15 protein-coding genes and 1 rRNA gene are annotated in these 22,302 nt (G+C 46.9%); 11 read left to right on the top strand and 5 right to left on the bottom strand.

Annotated features, from left to right (window positions below; translation table 11 throughout):
* The 11 genes from rrf to glgP all read left to right on the top strand — a co-directional run.
* Positions 1-111: ribosomal RNA gene (gene rrf, locus WB308_RS10065) — 5S ribosomal RNA — on the top strand; the annotation flags it as partial.
* Between the two features lie 148 nt (positions 112-259).
* Entirely contained in the window at positions 260-943 is a 684-nt protein-coding gene (locus tag WB308_RS10060; RefSeq protein ID WP_424191120.1) for a tRNA-uridine aminocarboxypropyltransferase, read from the top strand.
* Positions 944-1,058: 115 nt separating this feature from the next.
* The gene (locus tag WB308_RS10055) at positions 1,059-3,566 is read left to right on the top strand and encodes a sugar phosphate nucleotidyltransferase (RefSeq protein ID WP_424191119.1); all 2,508 of its coding nucleotides are present in this window, start codon (positions 1,059-1,061) and stop codon (positions 3,564-3,566) included.
* Complete coding sequence (locus WB308_RS10050) at positions 3,551-5,590, top strand: glycoside hydrolase (RefSeq protein WP_424191118.1); 2,040 nt, start codon at positions 3,551-3,553, stop codon at positions 5,588-5,590. The genes WB308_RS10055 and WB308_RS10050 overlap by 16 nt, the downstream gene beginning before the upstream one ends.
* Before the next feature lie 10 nt (positions 5,591-5,600).
* Complete coding sequence (locus WB308_RS10045; RefSeq protein WP_424191117.1) at positions 5,601-7,640, top strand: alpha-amylase/4-alpha-glucanotransferase domain-containing protein; 2,040 nt, start codon at positions 5,601-5,603, stop codon at positions 7,638-7,640.
* Complete coding sequence (locus WB308_RS10040; protein WP_424191116.1) at positions 7,633-8,655, top strand: galactose-1-phosphate uridylyltransferase; 1,023 nt, start codon at positions 7,633-7,635, stop codon at positions 8,653-8,655. The genes WB308_RS10045 and WB308_RS10040 overlap by 8 nt, the downstream gene beginning before the upstream one ends.
* Positions 8,648-10,072, top strand: a complete 1,425-nt coding sequence (locus tag WB308_RS10035; protein WP_424191115.1) for a glycogen synthase — start codon at positions 8,648-8,650, stop codon at positions 10,070-10,072. Before WB308_RS10040 ends, WB308_RS10035 begins: the two co-directional genes overlap by 8 nt.
* Positions 10,069-10,911: an ROK family protein gene (locus tag WB308_RS10030; protein ID WP_424191114.1), complete on the top strand. Its 843-nt coding sequence runs from the start codon at positions 10,069-10,071 to the stop codon at positions 10,909-10,911. Before WB308_RS10035 ends, WB308_RS10030 begins: the two co-directional genes overlap by 4 nt.
* Entirely contained in the window at positions 10,904-12,382 is a 1,479-nt protein-coding gene (gene glgA / locus WB308_RS10025) for a glycogen synthase GlgA (protein ID WP_424191113.1), read from the top strand. The genes WB308_RS10030 and glgA overlap by 8 nt, the downstream gene beginning before the upstream one ends.
* Positions 12,379-14,340 carry a 1,4-alpha-glucan branching protein GlgB gene (glgB, locus tag WB308_RS10020; RefSeq protein ID WP_424191112.1) on the top strand — a complete coding sequence of 654 codons (1,962 nt, stop codon included), beginning with the start codon at positions 12,379-12,381 and terminating at the stop codon, positions 14,338-14,340. The genes glgA and glgB overlap by 4 nt, the downstream gene beginning before the upstream one ends.
* A gap of 16 nt (positions 14,341-14,356) precedes the next feature.
* Positions 14,357-16,027 (top strand): alpha-glucan family phosphorylase, encoded by a 1,671-nt coding sequence (glgP, locus tag WB308_RS10015; RefSeq protein ID WP_424191111.1) that lies wholly within the window; start codon positions 14,357-14,359, stop codon positions 16,025-16,027.
* On the opposite strand, the gene WB308_RS10010 is transcribed toward glgP, so the two are convergent.
* From WB308_RS10010 to WB308_RS09990, 5 genes are all read right to left on the bottom strand, one after another.
* A complete protein-coding gene (locus WB308_RS10010; RefSeq protein WP_424191110.1) occupies positions 16,016-16,519 on the bottom strand; it encodes a SixA phosphatase family protein in 504 nt (167 codons plus the stop codon). The genes glgP and WB308_RS10010 overlap by 12 nt on opposite strands.
* A gap of 12 nt (positions 16,520-16,531) precedes the next feature.
* Positions 16,532-16,942: a rhodanese-like domain-containing protein gene (locus WB308_RS10005; protein ID WP_424191109.1), complete on the bottom strand. Its 411-nt coding sequence runs from the start codon at positions 16,940-16,942 to the stop codon at positions 16,532-16,534.
* 46 nt (positions 16,943-16,988) lie between these two features.
* On the bottom strand, positions 16,989-20,027 hold the full coding sequence (locus WB308_RS10000; protein ID WP_424191108.1) for an efflux RND transporter permease subunit: 3,039 nt from the start codon (positions 20,025-20,027) through the stop codon (positions 16,989-16,991).
* Between the two features lie 70 nt (positions 20,028-20,097).
* Positions 20,098-20,835: an efflux RND transporter periplasmic adaptor subunit gene (locus tag WB308_RS09995; RefSeq protein WP_424191107.1), complete on the bottom strand. Its 738-nt coding sequence runs from the start codon at positions 20,833-20,835 to the stop codon at positions 20,098-20,100.
* Positions 20,832-22,055, bottom strand: a complete 1,224-nt coding sequence (locus WB308_RS09990) for a TolC family protein (RefSeq protein ID WP_424191106.1) — start codon at positions 22,053-22,055, stop codon at positions 20,832-20,834. The genes WB308_RS09995 and WB308_RS09990 overlap by 4 nt, the downstream gene beginning before the upstream one ends.
* Between the last annotated feature and the right edge of the window lie 247 nt (positions 22,056-22,302).

Here is a 22,302-nt window from a genome sequence, read left to right as displayed (position 1 = left end):
TGGCTATAGAGAGGGGGAAACGCCCGGCCCCATTCCGAACCCGGAAGCTAAGACCCTCATCGCTCATAATACTGCATCTTTCAGGTGTGGAAACGTAGGTCGCCGCCTGGCTCTCAGATTTTTACTCCGTCTTCTTCTGATACAACTCTTATTTAATAAAATAATACTTAATTAAACCCTTATATATCGTTATAACTAATACACTTATTTGTAATAAATGATCAAAAAATCGATTAAGAATAAGGAATAAATCAACATAATGAATGATTTTAATGCTAATTCGGATGCAGAAATACGGCAAAAGTGCTACAAATGCTACCGTCCAATCACTTCTTGCATGTGTGCTTATGTTCATCCGATCCATACCAAGACAAAATTTGTTATTTTGATGCACCCCAAAGAGTTTAAAAAGACTAAAAACGGCACTGGGCATCTCACTCATCTTTCCCTTCCCAATTCAGAACTTTACATCGATGTTGATTTCACTGCACACCGTGCTGTGAATGCTTTAATCCATGATAATAATAATCTTTGCTATGTTTTGTATCCCGGAAAAGAGAGTGTGAATCTCAATACTCAACAGATTGACGCGAACAAGAAGCAAGTTGTCATTTTCATTATTGATTCGACGTGGCCATGTTCGGTCAAGATGCTTCGCCTTAGTACCAATCTTCAATCTCTGCCTCGACTCAGTTTTACACACTCCAAATGTTCCCAATTTTCTATCAAAGAGCAGCCGAAAGATTTTTGCCTCTCAACTATTGAATCTACATTGACAATTTTAGAGTTACTTCATAGACAGGGGATGGAGGAGATCGGAGCCGAAGACTTCGAACATTTTCTTGATCCATTTATATCTATGGTCTCATATCAAATAAAGTGTGCCTCATCCTCTGAAAGTAACCCCAGTGCTTCGGTACGTTTTAAAAAGAGAAGAGAATAGGGCATATTTTACCCTTCATGTCGTGAAAACAGCACTACTGAAATGCTTCTGTGATATTTTATGATATTTTTTGGTATAAAGTGTAATATAATTAACTTTTTTCTAAAGGAGTGCAATGAAAGCTGTGGTTATGGCAGGTGGGTTTGGAACACGAATTCAGCCCCTTACTAATTCTATTCCCAAACCTATGTTACCGATTATGAACAAGCCGATGATGGAACACACAATTATGTCTCTCAAAGATTTGGGGATAAAAGAATTCATTGTTCTACTCTATTTTAAACCGGATATTATTAAAAACTATTTTAAAGACGGAAGCCAGTTTGGGATTAATATCACCTATGTAGTCCCCGATGATGACTACGGTACAGCCGGGGCGGTAAAGCTGGCTCAGGATCTGATCGGTAATGAAAATTTTATTGTTATAAGCGGGGACCTGGTTACCGATTTTGACTTTCAAAAGATTTTTGATTACCACGCGCTCAAGCAATCTAAGCTTACAATTACTCTCACATCGGTCGAGAATCCGCTGGAATTTGGGGTTGTCATTGCCAATGCAGAAGGAAGAATCGAAAAATTTCTCGAAAAACCGAGTTGGGGAGAAGTGTTCAGCGATACGATCAATACCGGTATTTATATCATAGAACCGGAGATTTTAAATTATATTCCTAACAATGAAAATTTCGATTTTGCCAAAGATCTTTTTCCTTTGTTGATGCGTAAAGGGATAGAATTGACAGCTGGGTATGCGCAGGGGTATTGGCGTGATGTCGGAAATCCTGAGAGCTATCGTGATGTGTATGAAGATATTTTAAGCGGCAAGATAAAATTTACATTGGGCGGAGAAGCTATCAAATATCCTGATGGTGTTTTGATTGCTGAAGATGATTTTATTATTGACGAAAGTGTTGATATTGTCGGTATTGTTGTGATCGGTAAAAATGTAATCCTCAAAAAAGGGGCAAAACTCTGCAATGTTGTCATCGGGGACAATGTGGTAATCGGCTCTTCTTCGAAAATACGAAATACAGTCATTTGGAATGATGTCGTAATCGGAAAAAATGTGAAATTGGATGGGTGCGTTATCTGTAACGACAATCAGATCAGTAAAAATGTTACCGTAAAAGCGGGACTGATTCTGGCGGAAGGGTGTGAAATCGGTGAGCTGGTAAGCATCGAAAAAGATGTGACAATATGGCCGAATAAAGTGATCGAAGATGCATCGATTGTGAGTCATAGCCTTATACTTGGGAATAAATACAAAAATTCTATTTTAGAAAACGGGATGGTTATCGGACAATCCAATGTTGAACTCTCTTGTGAAATGGCAACCAAACTGGCTGAGGCATTTGGTGCTCAGCTTCCGGTAGGATCGACTGTATTGGTTTCCCGAGATAATGATAAAAGTTCACGGATGCTCAAGCGTGCCTTTCTGGGGGGGCTCCTCTCTTCGGGTATTGATGTTGTCGACTGCAATGCCATCCCTTCTGCGGTAATGCGATGCAGCCTCTCATCGAATGATGAGTATGCGGGGGGTGTTCATTTCCATTTAAAAATTGATGATCCTACCAGTACGGTTATCACCTTCTTTAATCATGAAGCGCTTAGGGTTAACAATGATACGGCCAAAAAAATTGAGAAAGCATTTTTCAAAGAAGCATTCCGGCGTGTCGATTATTCACGAATCGGGCAAATTTATGCATCGGATCATAAAAAAGAGTTCCGTCAATATAAAGAAGGGATGGAATCCGTACTCAAATCTCATATGTTTAAATGTTTGGACTCCCGTATAGCGGTAGATATGATGCATGGGATGGCCTCTGAAGTTTTTCCAGATATCCTGAACGATATGGGTGTCGATAACATTATGTTTAATGCTTATTCGGATGAGCAAAGACTCTCTAATATCAATACATTAATTAAACGTTCCCATGAGGACATGAGTGCGGTGATCAAAGCGCTCAAACTGGATGCGGGATTTATGCTGTATCCTCATGGTCAGCGTCTGGATATCATGTGTGACAAAGGGATGATGCTCTCAAAACAGACCGCTTTGTATGCCGTATTGACACTGTTTAATATGGAAGCGAAAGCCAGCGGAGAGAAAAAGATGGTGTTTTTGCCGACGTGGGCGGCCGATATGGTCTCTTTTGATTCTCTTGATATCGAACATGGTCAGTATGCAAATTTTAAAGCATCACAAATCAAAGGGTATGATTTGGTGGCAACGGGGGAGGGGAATTTCGCCTTTACCGAGTTTTCAACCCATCGTGATTCGATGTACGCTACCTTGAAAATTTTGGAGATGATGGTGAATCACAATGTCAAACTTTCACAACTTATTGATGCGATTCCCCGCTTTTTTTACCACACAATTCAGATTCCGTGTACCCAAGCGCTGAAGGGGAAAATGATGCGTATGTTTCTTGAAGATGCCAAAGGGAAAGAGTCTTCCACCCTTGACGGAGTCAAAATATGGCTGGATAAAAACGACTGGATATTGATGATACCTGATCAATACAGTGACCATCTTAACCTTTATGTTCAAGCTGCAACCATAGAGAGCGGCAATACGATTTGTGAGAGTTACATTGCTAAAATTCAGGAGTGGTCACAATTGTGATGCGTTCTTTATCGCTGAAGCTCTCATTTTTTTGGCATATGCATCAGCCCGATTACCGTCGTAATGACGGGATGATGAGTATGCCATGGGTCTTTTTGCACGCCATAAAAGATTATTACGATATGCCCTGGCTGCTGAGCCTCTATCCTGGGCTGAAGGGGACGTTTAACATTACCCCCTCCTTGATTGAGCAACTTTCCCTCTACCGTGAGCCTCTTCGAAACGATTATTTTCTCTCCCTTTGGGAACGCCATCCTTCAATGCTTGATGAACATCAAAAAGAGTGGGTGATCAAGCTTTGCAAAGCGACGCAGTATGAGACGATGGTCAAAAAAATGGAGCGGTTTGAAGCCCTTTTCCATCGTACAAAATACAGTGATGCCGATTTTATTGATCTCGAAACGGTTTTTATTCTGGCGTGGTGCGGAAACTATCTGCGTCGGGAAAATGATGTGGTCCGAGAACTGATCGATAAAAAATCGGGGTATACCCAACTCGACAAAACCCGTCTTCTCGAGACATTATGCATTTTCATCGAAACGATTTTGCCATTTTATGCATCGTTGCAGGATCAGGGGATCATATCCGTATCGACAACCCCATACTACCATCCGATTATGCCGTTACTGATTGACATGAAAAATGCGATCCGTGCCAATGATAACACGTCTCTTCCGGAGAGGATATTTTCTTTGAAAGAAGATGCGCTGCTACATGTTGAACGTTCCATTGAACTCTATACAAAAACATTCGGCAAGATTCCGAGCGGGTTTTGGCCGGCTGAGGGGGCGGTCGACGAAGCAAGCCTAAAAATCTATAAAGAGCGCGGGATCAAATGGATTGCTACCGATGAAGCGGTACTGTTCCACTCCCATCCGGATTTGGAACGCAAGGATCTTTATCAATCGTATCTTTATGATGGGGTGACCATCGGATTTCGGGATCATGAGTTGAGTGATTTGATTGGATTTACCTACCGATTTAAACCTCCGCGCGACGCTGCAGAACATTTTATCCGGATGGTGGAGAAAATCGGTGCGGAACAGAACGATCCTACGATATTTGTGATCGTAGACGGTGAGAACGCTTGGGAGTTTTTTGAAGGGAACGGATTTGATTTTTTTAGCGCTCTCTACACAGATTTGACCGACTCTTCTTGGTGCCATACGGTTACCTTCGATGAGGTGAGTCTCTTCCCCTCCCGTCCTCTGAAGAGTATCCTTCCGGGGAGCTGGATTAACGGTAATTTTGACACCTGGGTCGGTCATTCTCAGAAAAATCGTGCCTGGGAACTGATTTATCAAACCCATAGAGACGTTGAGAATTTTTCCGGAAAGATCAGTGAGGAGGCGGCACAAAAAATAGACGACCATTTTCTAAAAGCCGAATGCAGCGACTGGTTTTGGTGGTACGGGGATGATCATCCGACCGAATTCGGGTATGAGTTCGATCTCCTTTTCCGGGAAAATCTGATCGCCATATACCGTTTTTTGGAGATGCCACCCCCTTCAAATCTGTTTGAATCGATCATTGTCCGCCGGAACCTCACCCCTTTCTGGGTTAAACCTCAAAATGCCATCTCCCCGGTCATTGACGGTCAATACCGCTCTTTTTTTGAATGGGCCGGGTGCGGAAGCATCAATGAACAGATCATCTATTCAACGATGGAAGGGATGCGCGGACCGATCGAGATGATTTTGTACGGGTATGATGAGAAGAGACTGTATCTGGCATTCGACGGAGATTTCTCGAACCGATCGGAACTGGCATTGGTTATGATCATCGAAGAGATAGGAGAGCAGTTCACGTTTTCATTGGAGGATCCCGACAGCACGGAAGAGATGCAAATCGCACTGGATGAACGGTTGGAGATCGGGCTCTCACGCCTCTATTTTAAGACCTATACAGCGGTCCATCTCCGATTTGAACTGATACGGGGTGAACGGATCATTCAAACGATGCCCGGAAGTGGTCCCCTTTTGGTCGATTTGGACGAGAATTACGCAGGCAACTGGTTTATTTAGAGGAGATACGATGGAGAAAACAGCACTTTTATTCGGTATCCATATGCATCAGCCTGTTGATAATTTTGGGTGGGTGGTCGATCATGCGATTGATGTGTGTTATCGCCCTTTTTTTGAGGTGATGAGCCGATATCCTGAATTTCGCTTTAGCCTTCATTGCAGCGGGTGGCTGATGGAGCAGATCGAGGAGCGTTCCCCGGGGCTCTACCGTCAGATTGAGGAAATGGCTGAGCGTGGAACCCTTGAGCTCTTCAGTGCCGGCTATTATGAACCGGTTCTAAGCGCGATTCCATCACAAGACCGGATCGAACAGATCGAGAAACTGAACCGATCGATCGTGTCACGCTTTAATCAAACCCCCAAAGGACTTTGGCTCACCGAACGGGTCTGGGAATCTTCCCTGATTCCTGATTTGAACCGATGCAAGATCCGTTATACCGTTATGGATGACTATCATTTCCAGTGTGCAGGGTTTGATGAAGCGGGGTTGGACGGGTATTACCTGAGTGAAGAGGGGGGAGAGACGATTGCCCTGTTTCCGATCAGTAAAAAGCTCCGCTATGCTTTGCCGTTTTTCACCGTCAAGGACGCTATTGACGCCGTCAAATCGTATCATCGAGAAAGTGACTCGGCAGCCATTATTTTTGACGATGCCGAGAAATTCGGCATGTGGCCGGGGACGTATGCGTGGGTTTATGAGAAAGGATGGCTTGAAGAATTTGTTCAGGCAGTTTTGGCTGATAGTTCGATCGAGACGCTCCAGTATGGCGAGTATCTGGCACGAAACCGCTCTCGGGGGATCGCCTATCTTCCGAATGTTTCGTATTTTGAAATGGGGGAGTGGAGCCTGCGCGCCGACGATGCCCTTGCTCTGGAACGGCTTAAGGAAGAGATGGGGGATGAGCGGTTTGATTTGGAGGGGATCAAGTTTCTAAAGGGGGGGATATGGAAAAACTTTTTCGTCAAATATCCCGAAAGCAACCGTATCCATAAACGGATGATGGAGCTCTCTTTGGTACGTTACCGTCTTGCCGATCCGGTATTCGATACCGCTTTTTTCAAATTGCAGACGAATGATCCCCTCTGGCATGGGGTCTTCGGCGGACTTTACCTGCCGAATCTGAGGGACAACGCATATCGGTATTTGATTGAGTGCGAAAACCTTCGCTACAAGGAGGAGAGTCGAGTCGTATCCGATCAAAACGAGCTTGATGGCTATGATAAGATAAAAGGGGTCACTCCGTCGTTGATTTTTCGGTTTGATTCGGCATGCGGCGGACAAATGGTCGAATTTGACCTGCGTGAGAGATGCTTTAACTGGCAAAATACCCTCACACGTCGAAAAGAAGCTTACCATCAAAAACTGTTTGAGATACGGGAACCTCAGCTCCAAACAGAAGAGAAAAAGGGAATCGATACGATCCATGCCGCCGTTGTACATGTTGATGAAACGTTGAGTGATGCGATCGTGTATGACTGGTATCTGAAAAACTCGTTTATTGATCATATCAGCGACGCATCGTTTTCTTTGGAGCAGTTTATTCGATGCAGCTTCAGGGAATATGGTGATTTCGCCAATCAGCCGTTTTCGTCGGCGGTTAATGGAAAAAAAATCGTTTTTAGCCGCGAAGGGGGGCTTTATTTTCCGGATAAATCGGAGGCATTTTTGGAAAAAGGATACCTCCCCTCTGAGGGGGAAATGACGTTTGATATCACCTTCAGGACCGAAGCGGAAGGGGAATTCTGGTATATTCTCGAACACAACTTCCATTTTGCCGATTATGACAAAGTCTTGGTGAACGGACGGGCGTTGGAGGAGAGGGGAGAGGAGGGTCGGAGCAATACTCTGGAAATCATCGACCTTTATCTGAAAAAGCGGATGGTATTTCAGCTGGATCGGCCGTTTGAACTCTTTTATTTTCAGCTTAAAACCCTTTCTCAAAGTGAAAAAGGGTTTGAGCTGACAACACAGGGGGTTAGTTTGGCGATGGCTCTGCCGTTTCAAAAAGAGTTGATGATCAAAGGGAGATTAGAGGTGAGCGATGTCTGAGATCCGGTATGACAAACTCCACGATACGCATGTCATTATTGCACCTGAGCGACTTCGCCGACCCGATTGTAATCTGGGACATGATCCTCTCCATACGCAGAGAACATGCCCGTTTTGCGAAGGGAACGAAGGGATAACCCCGCCTGAAATTTTTGCGATTCGCTCTGTACCCAGCACGGAAAATACTCCAGGATGGCAAACACGGGTGGTCCCGAATCTGTACAAGGCTGTCCAGATTGAGACACCCGATACCCACCATCTTGGGATTTTCGAATATTGGGAGGGATTCGGCGCACATGAGATCATCATCGATACCCCTTCCCACCATACGTCGATGGTCGAATGGAGTCTTGCGGATACGGTTGCGTGGCTGAAAACACTGCGTCAGCGTATCGGCGACTTGCGACGCGACAACCGGATCGCCTATATCTCTTTGTTCAAGAACGAAGGGTTTCAGGCAGGATCGACGCAGTCCCATTCGCATACCCAGCTGATCGGTTTGCCGATCATCCCCCGGGTGCAAGAGGAGCGGTACCGCCGTACCTTGCACCATTTTTTGACGACTCAGCAGGCGTTGGTGGAAACGGTTTTGACCCATGAAACCGATGCATCGGTTCGGATTGTTGCCCGAGAGGGGGATTTTACCGCTTTTTGTCCGTATGCCAGCGGATATCCTTTTGAAGTGATGATTACCTCTTCTAAAGCGATTGGGCAGATCGATACCCTTCAAGAGGGGGCAATCAATGATTTGTCAATCCTGCTGATGGTAATCCTCCAAAAACTCAAACGGCAGCTTGGGTGCCTCCATTTTAATCTCTGGATCGATACGCCGCCGCTTTATCCCGTTATGTGGGACGGGCGGGTGATCGAAGTGGACGCGGCGTACCGCTTTTCGATACGGATCATGCCGCGTGTTTTTCGTTCCGGCGGATTTGAGAGCGGGACGGGGATGATGATCAACCCGGTTTTACCCGAATTGGCGGCTAAATTATTACGGGGAGGGGAGAATGGTTAAAGAGTCTGTATTGTTCGCATCGAGCGAAGTTTATCCGTTTGCCAAAAGTGGCGGGCTTGCGGATGTTTCCCATTCGCTTCCCTGCGCGTTGGCAGAGGAGTGCGACGTCTGCGTTGTGATGCCGCTGTACCGTTTTATCGATCGGGAGAAATTCGGAATCAAACCTTCCGGAAAAGCGTTTGAAATCCTCATAGGATCAACGGAGTATCCTATCCAATGGTATGAGTGCAGGATGGAGGGGATGAGGTACCGATTTGTCTATTCGCCCCTGCTGTGTGAAAAAGAGTATCTCTATGGCCCCCCTGAAGCGGGATATGAAGACAATGCGATCCGATTCGGGATATTCAATTATGCGATTATAGAACTCCTCAAGAAAGAGAGGTTCTCTATTGCCCACCTGAATGATTGGCAGTGCGCATTGGTTCCGCTTTTGATCCAATCGGATCCCTCGATACGAACAAAAACCCTTTATACGATTCATAATCTGGCTTATCAGGGGACATTTGAACCCTCGGTTTTGGAACTTCTGGGTCTGGATAAGGGGTGTTATACTCTGGATGGAATTGAGTTTTACGGACAGGTTAGTTTTATGAAAGCGGGGATTGCCTATAGCGATCGCATCAATACGGTAAGCCCGACCTACGCCAAAGAGATAGTGACTCCGGAGTTCGGATGCGGGCTGGAAGGTTTTTTGCAGCTACACCGTGACAAATTGAGCGGTATCGTCAACGGGATTGATACGGACCATTTCTCTCCGGCCAACGACGATACCTTGAAGGTTCCCTATAGCGACCTAAAAGGGAAACGGGCGAATAAAAGCGGCTATCTCAAGGAGAACAGACTCAAGGGGATCGATAAAGCGTTGGTTGTTTTTATCGGCCGTTTGACATGGCAAAAAGGGATGGATCTGTTGATTTCGATCCTCCCTGAATTGGCTCAGCTGGAGTGTAATGTCGCCGTGTTGGGAGAGGGGGAAAGTCGCTACATTGAGTCGCTCGAATCGATAGCGTCGGAGTATCCCAACCTCCGGTTGCATTGCGGCTATGACGAAACTCTCGCACATCGTCTGTACTCTGCCGCTGATTTTGTATTCATCCCCTCCTTGTTTGAACCGTGCGGGCTGAACCAGCTGATCGCGTTTAGCTACGGCGCTCTTCCGGTCGTTCGTAAGGTGGGAGGACTGGCAGATACGGTTCAGCCGATTGATGCGTTTGATCCAAAATCCGACGGAGGATTCGGAATAACCTTTGAGGGTTCGGATGAGCGGGAAGTTTTGAATGCCATCCACCGCGCATTCGAACTGTACGCTCATAAAAGAGTCTTGAACCCAATCCTCCGTCACAATATGGGGTGTGATTTTTCCTGGAAGGAAAGTGCGAAAGGGTATCTGAACCTCTACCGGATGTGCCGCGAATGAGCAAGCTCTTTATCGATATCGGCGGAACCCATCTGCGCAGCGTCCTTGAGACCCGTATGGGTCCCTCATCCGAGAAACACGCCTCACAGGGGATCGGTTTGTTCGCGTACATTGAACGACAAATGGCGGAACACAGCGATATTTCTTTCATAGGCATCTCTTATGCAGGGCAGGTTGATAACGGATACATCCTTTCGTCTCCGAACATCGATGTGGACGAACATGCGATTAAAACGGCGGTTGAACAGCGATACGGAATCCGGCTCGAGATCGATAACGATCTCAATTGCGCGGCACGGGCCGAAGCGGCCTATTGGAATTCGACACATCTGGCGTCACTGTATGTGGGGACGGGGATCGGTGCTGCTGTAATCGAGAACGCCCGTCTGATTCGGGGAAGCCGAAATTTGTCGTATGAGATCGGTCATATCCCTTACCGCAATGCCCCGTTTGTGTGCGGATGCGGCCGATCCAATTGTCTGGAACTGTACGCATCGGGTTCGGGAATGGCAAAATGGCTGGAGTATCACGGCAAGGGGGGAAAGGTGGATTTGAACCGGTTCCGCTATTCGGAAAACCCATTCGAACAGACGATCGTACAGGAGTTTGAAGCTGCGTTGATGCAAGGGGCCGGTACCCTTGTAACGTTGTCAAATCCTCAGATTTTGGTCCTCGGAGGCGGTATCATACGGGAAAATCCGTATCTGGTCCGATTGGTGAAAGAGAAGATCGAAAAGTTCGCTTTGCAAGGATCGGTCGATGGATTGCGCATTGTGACGAGCAGACTGGAAAACGGCTCCATGGAAGGGGCGAAACTATTGGAGAAAATGGATGGATAAATTGAAACTACTTATGGCTGCTTCAGAGGTTGTCCCTTTCGCTAAAAGCGGCGGATTGGCGGATGTTACGGGAGCTTTGCCCAAAGCACTCCGTGCGTTGGGGCATGATGTCCGAATCGTTATGCCGCGCTACTACATCGTAGATCGTGAGAAATACGCTTTGAAAGTATTGGAGGGGGGGCTCGGCGTTCCGATGGGCTCTATGGGTGAAGTGTGGGCCGGTGTCTATGAGGGGGTGCTGCCCGGAACGGACATTCCTGTCTATTTCATCGATCACGAGGGATTTTTCGGACGCGGCGGATTGTATGAGGAAAACGGGTTTAGCTACATCGACAACGACAGCCGATTTATCTTTTTTTCCCGAGCCGTCATGCAATTGGCTAAAAAACTCCGTTTTAACCCCGATGTGATCCATGCCAACGACTGGCATACGGCCGCGATCCCGATGATGCTGAATACCCATTATGCCTATGATGGCGATTTCGCCTATACCGGATCGCTTTTGACGATTCACAATCTGCAACATCAAGGGCATTTTAACAAAGGGGCTATGGAGCTTCTCGATATCGGATGGGACCATTTCAATGCCGATGAGATCGAAGAGTATGACGGAATCAATCTTCTCAAAGGGGGGATTGTCCATGCCGATGCCATCAGTACGGTGAGCCGTAAATATGCTCAGGAGATACGGACGGCAGAGTTCGGATGGGGATTGGAGAGATTGATTGATATTAACTCATATAAGCTTCATGGAATCCTTAACGGGGTCGATTATGATGAGTGGAGCCCCGCAAGCGATCCGTTTATCGCCCAAACTTTCGATAGTGAGTCGATGGAGGGGAAAAAAATCTGTAAAAAAGCGCTCCAAAGCACCTTTGGGCTTCCCGAACGCGACGATATCCCTGTGATCGGTCTGGTGGGAAGGCTGGTAGAGCAAAAGGGGATCGAGCTTATTGTCCATGCGATCCATGCGCTGATGCATATGGAACTTCAAATCGTCTTGCTGGGTGCGGGGGAAAAATGGGCGGAGTTGTTTTTCAGCGATATCGCCGGGCGCTATCCGGAAAAATTCCGCTGTTACATCGGGTATCGCAACGATCTGGCACACCAAATCGAGGCGGGGAGCGATCTGTTTTTGATGCCCTCGCTGTTTGAACCGTGCGGGTTGAACCAAATTTATTCTCTCCGTTACGGGACACTTCCGATCGTCCGTGCTACGGGAGGGTTGGATGATACGATTGAAAATTATGCCAATGACTCGGTGCACGGTACCGGATTCAAATTCTACGATGCAACCCCGGATGCTCTGATCAATACGGTCGGGTGGGCACTCTATACGTGGTACAATGATACCAAAGGGTTTCAACAAATGCAGCGTAATGCAATGGAGCGGCGGTTTGATTGGAACCAAGCGGCAAAAGAGTATGAAGCACTCTACTATCAGATTAAAAGAGGGAGAAGAGGAGAATGAATATCCAACAGTATCCCATAACGTATACACTCTCACGACTGAGCGAACTGGATGTCTATTTGTTCAAACAAGGGAACCATACTAAACTTTACGATAAGCTCGGTTCGCATGCAATGGTGTATGAAGGAAATGCCGGGGTCTATTTTGCTCTTTGGGCACCCAATGCGGCCTACGTGAGCGTCCGGGGAGATTTCAACGATTATCACAGCGAGTCTCACCCTCTGAAGCTCCGCGAGGATGAATCGGGGATATGGGAGGGGTTTATTGCAGGGGTGGAGGAGGGAATTACCTACAAATACCATATCAGGTCCAAATTTCATAATATCGTTCATGATAAAAGTGATCCGTTTGGATTTTATGCGGAAGTACCTCCGAAATCAGCATCACGTGTATGGCATTTGGAAAACTACGAGTGGGGTGATCGCAGTTGGATGGATGAACGTCACCGCCATAACGCCCATGACGCGCCGATCAGTGTTTATGAGATGCATTTGGGCTCATGGCGCCGTAAAGTCGAGGAAGGGGACCGATTTCTCACCTACCGCGAACTGGCAGAAGAGCTCGCTATGTATCTGAAAGAGATGAACTACACCCATGTCGAATTTATGCCTCTGACCGAGTATCCGTTTTTCGGCTCATGGGGATATCAGGTTGTGGGATATTTCGCCGCCACGGCACGTTTCGGTACGCCGCAGGATCTGATGTACTTGATCGATGTACTGCATCAAAACAAGATCGGGGTGATCATGGACTGGGTCCCTTCTCATTTTGCTGTCGATATGCACGGGTTGATCAATTTTGACGGCACTGCTTTATATGAGCATAATGACCCGCGTCAGGGGTTTCATCCGGAGTGGGGGAGTATCATCTTCAACTACGGACGCAACGAAGTACAGTCCTTTTTAATCAGTTCGGCAATGTTCTGGGTGGATAAATACCATATCGACGGTATCCGTGTCGATGCGGTTGCCTCGATGCTTTATCTCAATTATGCCCGTAAAGAGGGGGAATGGATACCCAATAAATACGGCAGTAATGAGAACCTCGAAGCGATTGAGTTTTTGAAAAAACTCAATATCAGTCTTTACGGCGAATTCTCCGACATTGTGATGATTGCGGAAGAGTCGACAGCCTATCCGATGGTAACCCGTCCGGTCGATGTCGGTGGTTTGGGTTTTGGGTTTAAATGGAATATGGGCTGGATGCACGATTCACTGAAATACATGAGTTACGATCCGATCCATAGAGAGCATCACCACCATCAGCTTACGTTTAGTATGTGGTACGGGTTTGATGAAAATTTCATGCTTCCGCTGAGTCATGATGAGGTCGTTCACATGAAAGGATCTTTGATTAACAAAATGCTGGGAGATACGAACCAAAAGTTTGCCCATTTACGAACACTTTATGCGTATATGATGGCCCATCCGGGTAAAAAACTTCTTTTTATGGGGGGAGAAATCGCCCAATATGCGGAGTGGAATTTTGAGCGCTCACTCGATTGGCATCTGTTGGAATTTCCTTTGCATTCCGGATTGCAAAAGATGGTATCGGATTTAAACCGTTTTTACAGAGAGGAACGCTCTTTGCATCAGTACGATGAGAAGCGGGAGGGGTTTGAGTGGATCGATGATCGTGATTACAGCCATAACTGCATCAGCTTTGTCCGCAAGAGCGATAATCCGGCGGAAAATATCTATGTCGTGTGTAACTTTGCCGATGCAACACGGGAAAATTACCGGATGGGTGTATTGGATAAAGGTGAATATGTCGAGATTTTCAATTCGCAATCCCCTCTGTATTCGGGATGGAATATCGGAAACGAAGGAACGGTACCGGCCATTAAAGAATCGATGCACGGACGAGACTATTCAATCACGTTAACACTCCCTCCGTTGGGGGTTGTATACTTAAAACGTAAACCAGCCGATAACGCGGTACAATTATCCAAGAAATGACTCTAAAGGAGAGAATATGGTTCTCCATGAATATGAATTTGATTCGAAATATACGACCAGTGTAGCCTATTTTTCGATGGAGTTTGGCATCCATCAAGCGCTCAAAATTTATTCGGGCGGCTTAGGGTTTTTGGCGGGTTCGCATATGCGAAGTGCTTACGATCTGCATCAAAATATTGTCGGTGTAAGCATCTTATGGAGTTATGGATATTACGATCAAGCCCGCAATGAGGACCGGAGTCTGAAAGCGGAATTTATCCGCAAACATTACTATTTTCTTGAAGATTTGGGAATTCAGGCGACGGTGTGTATCCATTCGCAGGATGTCCATATCAAAGCATTCTACCTTCCCCCGAAGGTGTTCGGCTCTGCTCCGATTATCCTTCTCTCGACCGATATTCCCGAAAACGATTTTTTGGCCCGTACCATTACCCATAAGCTCTATGATGCGAACGAAGAGACCCGTATATCTCAAGAAATTGTCCTGGGAATCGGAGGGATCAAAGTACTCGATGCTCTCAAACAAAAGATCGATGTGTATCATATGAACGAAGGGCATGCGCTTCCCTTGGTGTATATGCTCTATGCTAAATACCGTGATATGGAAGAGGTGAAAAGGAGGGTGGTATTTACGACCCATACCCCTGAAGATGCCGGTAATGAGCACCATAATATCAACCTGCTCCATAAATTCGGTTTTTTTAACGGTTTGGATATAGAGACGGTACGCACCATCATGAGGATGAATCCGAATGATGACACCTTTAATCTGACGGTCGGTGCACTGCGCTCCGTTAAAATCACCAACGCTGTCTCAAAAATACACGGTGAAGTGGCAAACCGTATGTGGAAAGAGTGTGAGGGGCGATCCGAAATTATTTACATCACCAATGCTCAAAGCCGTCGTTTCTGGACCGACAAAGGGATGCTCTCCGCTTTGGATGAGCATGAAGATTATACCCTTGTCGGGCGTAAAAAACATCTGAAGCGGGCGTTGTTCAACATCGTTGCCGATCAGACGGGAAAAATGTTTGATCCTGATATTTTGACTATCGTCTGGGCGCGCCGTTTTACCGAATACAAACGTCCCGGGCTCCTTAAACACGATTTTATCCGCTTCAAACGCCTTTTGGAACGTACCGAAAAACCGATTCAGGTGATTTGGTCGGGGAAACCGTATCCTTCGGATTCGAATGCGATTAATGCTTTTAATGAGTTGATTCATATCAGTCACGGGATCCGGAATATGGCCGTATTGGTCGGGTATGAGCTTGAACTCTCTCGGAGATTGAAAAAAGGGGCGGATGTGTGGCTCAATACCCCCCGTATCGGACGCGAAGCGAGCGGTACCAGCGGGATGACGGCGAGCATGAACGGCTCCATCCACTTCTCGACAAATGACGGTTGGCATCCTGAGTTTGCAAAACACACCATCAATGCCTTCACCATTCCGCCGATCGACCATAGCCAGCCGATTGAAGCTCAAGACGATGAAGACAATAAGAACATGATGGATATGTTGGAAAATGAGATCATACCGATGTACTATGACCATCCTGAACAGTGGACGCAGATGATGAAAGCGGCGATGTCGGATGTGATTCCCGCATTTGATTCAGGACGTATGGTGCATGAATACTATACTAAAATGTACAATTGTGAAAGCGGCAGTGATTTATGGGGGTGACCCGTGTTGTTTTGGAGTATCAAAAAAAAGTAATTCGGCAGCGTTAAAACCGATACGCTTCCATTGCCCCTCTCTCAGCCGCATCGCTACGACTCCGCAGGTGGGGATGTTTTCGATCTCGGTTCCGCAGATCGCATTCGTGCATTCGGTCAATTCGGGGTTGTGCCCGAATACAAAGAGGGTATCGATACTCTCCGGCGTATTTCGAATAACAAAGAGGATCCGTTCCACATCGCTGGCATACAGCAAGGGTTCATAGCCGATGGCGTCGAGCGGATAGGAAAGTTTTTGGGCGATGAAGCCAGCCGTCGTTTTGGCGCGGAAGGCCGGGCTGGAGAGAATCAGATCCGGATGTATCCCTTTTTTTAAAAGTACCTCTCCCATGAACGGAGCGGCTTTTTTTCCCCGAGTATTCAACGGTCGATCAAAATCGCTTAAGAATGGATTGCTCCAGTCTGATTTAGCATGACGGATGAGGCAGAGAAGTTTCATCGATCGTCTCCCTTACCGGCTAACGCTTAGCCCCTCGCTCTTCCATCCGCTGATACCCCCTTTGACATTGAAGGGGATAAATCCGTTTTGGACGAGAATACGCGAAGCCGCAACACTTCGGTTTCCGCTGTGACAATAGACGATGATTTTTCCCCCTTTGGCACGTTGAAGTTTGGAGAGGTTTTCAGTCAAAACCTGTACGGGAATCAGGATCGCCCCCTCGATGTGTCCTTCTGCAAATTCTTCCGGTGTTCGGACATCCAGAAGGGTGATATTTTTATCGTGTTGCAAAAGAGAATAGGCTTGCTGAGGAGATATGGATTCAAAATCAGCCAGTATCCAACCTTTCGAATAGGCGAAGTAGAGGCCGATAGCGGCGATTACGATTGCATAGAGGAGGTTGATGATTTGTTTTTTTCTCATAGAAGGCTCCTTTTTTTCGGTATTTTAACACTTTTGTATGGCGTTGTCAGCTCAAATGCCGCCGTTCGTATACTCTTCGCAACGCGGCATCGAGCGGATACATCATCCGATAAAGGACCGGTACAATGAAGAGTGCGAGGAGAGTGGAACTGATTAATCCTCCGATGACCGCAATAGCCATCGGCGCATTGCTCTCATGTCCGGCTCCCCCTCCGAGCGCCAGCGGAAGCATGGCAAATATCATCGCAAAGGTCGTCATTAAAATCGGGCGGAGCCGTTTTTCTCCCGCGTCGAGAAGGGCATCATTGACATCTTTTCCCTCTTTGATCGCATTGTTGGCAAAATCGACAACCAAGACGGCATTTTTTCCTACCATTCCCAACAATAAGATGATCCCGATCATAACAAAAATACTGAACGGGTTACCCGTGAGGTAAAGGGCCAGAATGACACCGGTAAAACTGAGCGGCATCGCAACCATAATGATAATCGGCTGAATCAATGATTCATAGAGTGCGGCGAGGATCAGGTAGATTAAGACGACGGCGAGAAGCACCGTAAAACCGAACGCTTCCATCGTTTCTTGCATCCGCTCAATGTCACCGGTATAGCGGTAGTGATACCCTTCACCCAACAAAGCGGGGAGCTCCTCATCGATCTTGCTGACCAATGCATCCAGCGGTGCGCCATCAAGATTCGACGTCACCAAAATTTTTCGTTCACGATCGAAACGATTGATTGAAGCGGCCCCTTCGGAACGGCTCAGTTCAATCAAGCCATCGAGCATGACCATCTCTCCTGAGGGGGTCTGAATCTGCATTTTTTTAAGATCATTCAGCACAAAACGGTACTCATCCGCAAATCGGAGCGTTATATCAAACTGACGGCCGTTTTGTTCAAAATTGGAAATGGCACTGTCGCTGGAATAGGCTGAACTGATAGCACCGGCGATTTGGTGTGCCGTAATACCCAGACGCTGCGCGCTCTCACGGTTGAGGCTAATGCGTACTTCCGGTTTGCCCGGTTCAAAATCGGTATCGATGTCGATCGTCCCTTTGCTCTCTTTGAGGAGTTTAACCAAAGCAAGCGATTTTGTTTCGAGTGTCGCCAAATCGGCTCCCGTCAATACGACTTGAATGGGGGCATTGCTCTCACCGGTATCGATCGGAGGGACATCTTCGACGCTGATGGTCAGATGGGAATAGGATCTGAATTTTTCCCGATATGATTGAATAATCGATTCGAGCCCTTCACGTTTTCCCACAGGGATAAGCTTTGCATAAATCATCGCTTTATGGGCTTCTTCAGCCGCGTTGTATCCGATGGAGAGGACAACGGCTTCGATCCGTTTATCCGCTTGCATCGTTTTAACGAGCGGAGCCATCTCTTTTTTCATCGCCTCAAGAGAGATCCCCACCGGTCCTTTGATCATGACCCGCATTTCGCTCATATCTTCCATCGGGACAAAAGTACCGCCGACTTTTCCTGCCAGTGAAAAAGAGGCGATTAATACCGCCACTACCGCAACGATCGTCAGCACTTTGTAGTGAAGGAGTGTGGAGAGGATACGGCGGTAGAGGAGGTCGAGTTTTTGAAAAAGGGGTTCGGTTTTGTGCCAAAAACGGCTTTCGGTTCCCCGTAAAAGACGCGCTCCCACGGTGGGAATAAACATGATTGCCACGAAATAAGAGATCAAAACTCCCGATGCAACGGTCATGGCAAAGGAGTTGAAGAATTTTCCGACGATTCCCCCCATAAACGCGACAGGGATAAATACCGCCAAAAGCATGGATGAGATGGCCAGAATCGAAAACGCTATCTCCTTGACCCCTTGGAAAGAGGCTTCCAGCGGTTCCATACCGTGCTCCATCTTTTTAGAGATGTTTTCGATGACGACAATGGCATCATCGATAAAAATCCCGATCGCAAGGGTGAGACCGATGAGGGTAAGACGGTTCAGGTCGTATCCCAGCATATCGATCAGTCCGAAGGTTCCGATAATCGAGGTGGGGATAGCGAGGGCGGAGACAATCGTGGCCGTGAGATTGCGCAAAAAGAAAAAGACGATCAATACCGCCAACATAGAGCCGTAAATGAGGTCAAATTTGACGTTGTCTATATTGGTGAGAATTTTTTCCGACTGGTCTTCAATCAACTGCAAGGTGTACGCTTTCCCCGCAAGCGATGCAATATCGGGCATGGCCTCTTTTACCCCTTCAATCACCTCTAAATCGTTTCTCCCGGAAATCTTTTGAACTTCCAGCAAGACCCCTTCTCGTCCGTTGAGAGAGGAGTAGCTTTTAGGATCTTTGAGACCGTCTTCAACCTGTGCGATGTCACGCAGCCGAACCCCGGGACGGATGATAATATCTTTGAGCTGATCGATGCTCTGCGCATCGGCGCGGGTTTTAAGGATCAGTTCATTGTGTGCCGAGATCAGTTTTCCCCCGCCGGAACGGACATTTTCACGCGCTATCCGAGATTGGAGTTCATCGGCGGAGATGGCGTATTTGTTGAGGAGAAACGGATCGGCAAAAATCCGTATTTCACGGTCACGGTAACCGACAATGTCGATTTTCGCAACCCCTTGGATACGCTGAAGACGGGGTTTTATTTTTTCATCGGCCAAACGCATCAGTGTGATAGGATCTTCTGATGTGGTGCTGATAAACAGTTTGATCGATGCCGCACCCGAAGCGCTCACTTTTTGAACGGAGGGGGATTCGACCTCCTTATCGAGGTTCAGGGTTCCGATTTTATCACGGACATCGTTGGCGGCTTCTTCGATGTCTTTGGTAAGTTCGAACTGTACTGTCACGACACTGAGCCCTTCATAGCTGGTGGAACTCAGTTTGTCGATCCCGTCGATTCCCGAGATCGCTTCTTCGATTTTATCGGTTACTTTGGATTCGACGCTTTCGGGATCGGCACCGGGACAGGCGGTTTGGATCGTGACAATCGGAAAATCGATATTGGGAAAGAGGGCCACCGGCATAGCACGAAAGGAGAGCATCCCGAAGACGATCAGTGTTACCACCAGCATCAATGTGGTAATGGGGCGGTTAATGGCAAATTTGTACATCATTTATTCCTTAATGCCGAGAAGCAAAGCTCCTGCGACTGCATTGAAAGTGTATTTGACTGAAAGCAGACGGTTAGTTTCCAATGATATACGCTTCGCCGAAGAGACCCGGTGCAATATTGCTGGTCAGTACTTCAGCCGTTGCTTTTCTGCTTTTCGGATCAACGGTGGGATAGACTTTTGAAATCACTCCTACCGCTTCGCTTTTTTGACCATCCACACGGTAACGTACTTTTGATCCCCGCTTGATCGAGTGGAGGTATTTTTCATCAAAATTCAAAATCAATTTCACCTCCGACGAACTGATAAGGCGCAAAAGGGGAACTCCTCCTCCGACACTGTCTCCCAGTTCAATATCACGGCTGGCGATAACTCCGTTGAAGGGTGCGCGAAGACGGGTTTTTTCGAGCAGGGTCTCTTTGTAGCGTAACGATGCTTTGGCTTCCGAAGAGGCTGCGGAGGCTTTTTGATAGATGAGGGTGTGCTGATCCATCAACTCCGCTTCGATAACGTTTTCGACCTGACGGTAGCGATCATACGTTTGGCGGGCAAACTTCTCTTCTATTTTTGCTTTTTTGAGGGTTTCTCTGGCCAGTTCGACACCGGCAAGGAGATCATCATTGTCAATTTCAAGGAGAATATCCCCTTTTTTGACACGGCTTCCGACATCAACATTCAGCCGTTTGACGATACCGGGTGTTGTCAGGTTCAAATTGGCTTCTTTTCGGGCTACAACATCGAAGGTGGCATAAATATCATCGGCCATCCCGGATAGACTCAGCAAAATCGTGATCAATAGTGTTTTTATCATCGTACAAACTCCTTGGGATCAAGTCCCGAATAATAATAGTAAGCCGCATAGGCATAGTACAGTGTCCGTTTTGCACGGTTAAGCTGATTGGTCGCATCTCTGAGTGTGTGTAATGCGTCCAGATAGGTGACATAATCGATGATCCGCGCTTCGTATTTCTTTTTGACTGCATCGAACGTTTTAGCAGCCGCATCAAACGTGCTGTGTGAAGCATCGATAAGAATGCGGGAACGTTCGATGTAGCGTTTTGCCAAAAGGAGGTTCTGGTCAGCCTCTTTGGCGGCATACGCCAGTTCGCTGCTTTTCGCCTGCGCTTGCGCCATCAACGATTGTTTTGCCATGGATGCGGAAGAAAAATCGATCAGATTCATGCTAAGCGATGCGATGAATTTGTTTTGGCGATCAACACGCATTTGGGGGATCGGATCATTGTAATAGTCGTTAAACGTGTAGTGATCTTCCAGTTTCAGGGTGGGGAGGTTGGTTGCATCTTTTTGCTCTGCCTCATGAATCTTGGCATCACGGGAATAGCGGAGGGCACTTAGGGTATCCAATTCTTGGGGTGAAATCTCTTTTGGTTCAACGATATCCGAAGAGGTGAGATGAGCGATCGATTGGTTGGTAATGGTTTCGAGTTCTGTTTTTTGACGTTCGGCTCGGTAGTGCAGATCTTCTATCTGGTAGTGTACATTGGAAAGTTCGGAATGCATCCGCATCAAGGCATCGTCACTCGCAAGTCCTGCAGCTTTAAATTTATCCAGTCGTACGAGCTGCGCTTCGAGTTGAGTGCGCATCGCCGTAAAGGTGTCGATTTCATCGTGTGTATTCTGGAGGTCGAAATAGCGTTGAATAACGTCCAGAGAGATCTCTTTTTTGGCGGCATGGAGGGTGTGCTCAGCTGAGTGTTCGAGCGCTTTGTTTTGATTCAGAAGATTTTCGCGCTTGAAACCGTCAAAAACAATGAGCTCCCCTTTGACCCCCGCTGCATAGGTTTGTTTGGCTTCGAATCCTCCCGTCTTATCGACGTAGGTAGCACTTCCAAACCCGTCAACGCGAGGAAAGTACGAGCGTTTGGCGGATTCATATCCCAATGTTGCTGCTGTTGTTTGTTGGATATAACTTTCAATGCGTCCATTGTTCTGTGCGGACTCGATCAGGGAGGGGAGTGTCGTTTGTGCGTGCAGGGCATATGCCGCAACAAAAAAGTACAGTATGCGCACCGTTATTCCTTTGTCCATATGAAGATTATTTTTAAAACGAATCCAGAAGTATAGAAGTCATCGGGTTAAAGATTGCCAATGCCTCCGATACGTGCTGCGGTTTATTTTCTTCGTAGCGTTGAATTGATTGTAGCAAAATAATCCTCAAAAGGGGCTCCGAATCTTGGATTTTTCACCCCTAGTAGGGTGCTTCGTTTTCTCCTGATATCACTCCATTAATGAGGATGAGGAACCACGTTGTGTCGGT

Source organism: Sulfuricurvum sp., assembly GCF_049587615.1.
In the GTDB taxonomy this organism is placed as follows: Bacteria; Campylobacterota; Campylobacteria; order Campylobacterales; family Sulfurimonadaceae; genus Sulfuricurvum.
The sequence above is the reverse complement of the archived record's forward strand: the minus strand, read 5'-3'. Positions and strand labels throughout refer to the sequence as shown.

Bases quoted from the DNA above. Each gene is read 5' to 3' on its own strand.
- WB308_RS10010 (WP_424191110.1), bottom strand. From the start codon at position 16,519: ATGAAACTTCTCTGCCTCATCCGTCATGCTAAATCAGACTGGAGCAAT.
- glgP (WP_424191111.1), top strand. From the start codon at position 14,357: ATGGTTCTCCATGAATATGAATTTGATTCGAAATATACGACCAGTGTA.
- WB308_RS10035 (WP_424191115.1), top strand. From the start codon at position 8,648: ATGGTTAAAGAGTCTGTATTGTTCGCATCGAGCGAAGTTTATCCGTTT.
- WB308_RS10055 (WP_424191119.1), top strand. From the start codon at position 1,059: ATGAAAGCTGTGGTTATGGCAGGTGGGTTTGGAACACGAATTCAGCCC.
- WB308_RS10060 (WP_424191120.1), top strand. From the start codon at position 260: ATGAATGATTTTAATGCTAATTCGGATGCAGAAATACGGCAAAAGTGC.
- WB308_RS10005 (WP_424191109.1), bottom strand. From the start codon at position 16,942: ATGAGAAAAAAACAAATCATCAACCTCCTCTATGCAATCGTAATCGCC.
- WB308_RS09995 (WP_424191107.1), bottom strand. From the start codon at position 20,835: ATGATAAAAACACTATTGATCACGATTTTGCTGAGTCTATCCGGGATG.
- WB308_RS10000 (WP_424191108.1), bottom strand. From the start codon at position 20,027: ATGATGTACAAATTTGCCATTAACCGCCCCATTACCACATTGATGCTG.
- glgB (WP_424191112.1), top strand. From the start codon at position 12,379: ATGAATATCCAACAGTATCCCATAACGTATACACTCTCACGACTGAGC.
- WB308_RS10040 (WP_424191116.1), top strand. From the start codon at position 7,633: ATGTCTGAGATCCGGTATGACAAACTCCACGATACGCATGTCATTATT.
- WB308_RS10045 (WP_424191117.1), top strand. From the start codon at position 5,601: ATGGAGAAAACAGCACTTTTATTCGGTATCCATATGCATCAGCCTGTT.
- glgA (WP_424191113.1), top strand. From the start codon at position 10,904: ATGGATAAATTGAAACTACTTATGGCTGCTTCAGAGGTTGTCCCTTTC.
- WB308_RS10030 (WP_424191114.1), top strand. From the start codon at position 10,069: ATGAGCAAGCTCTTTATCGATATCGGCGGAACCCATCTGCGCAGCGTC.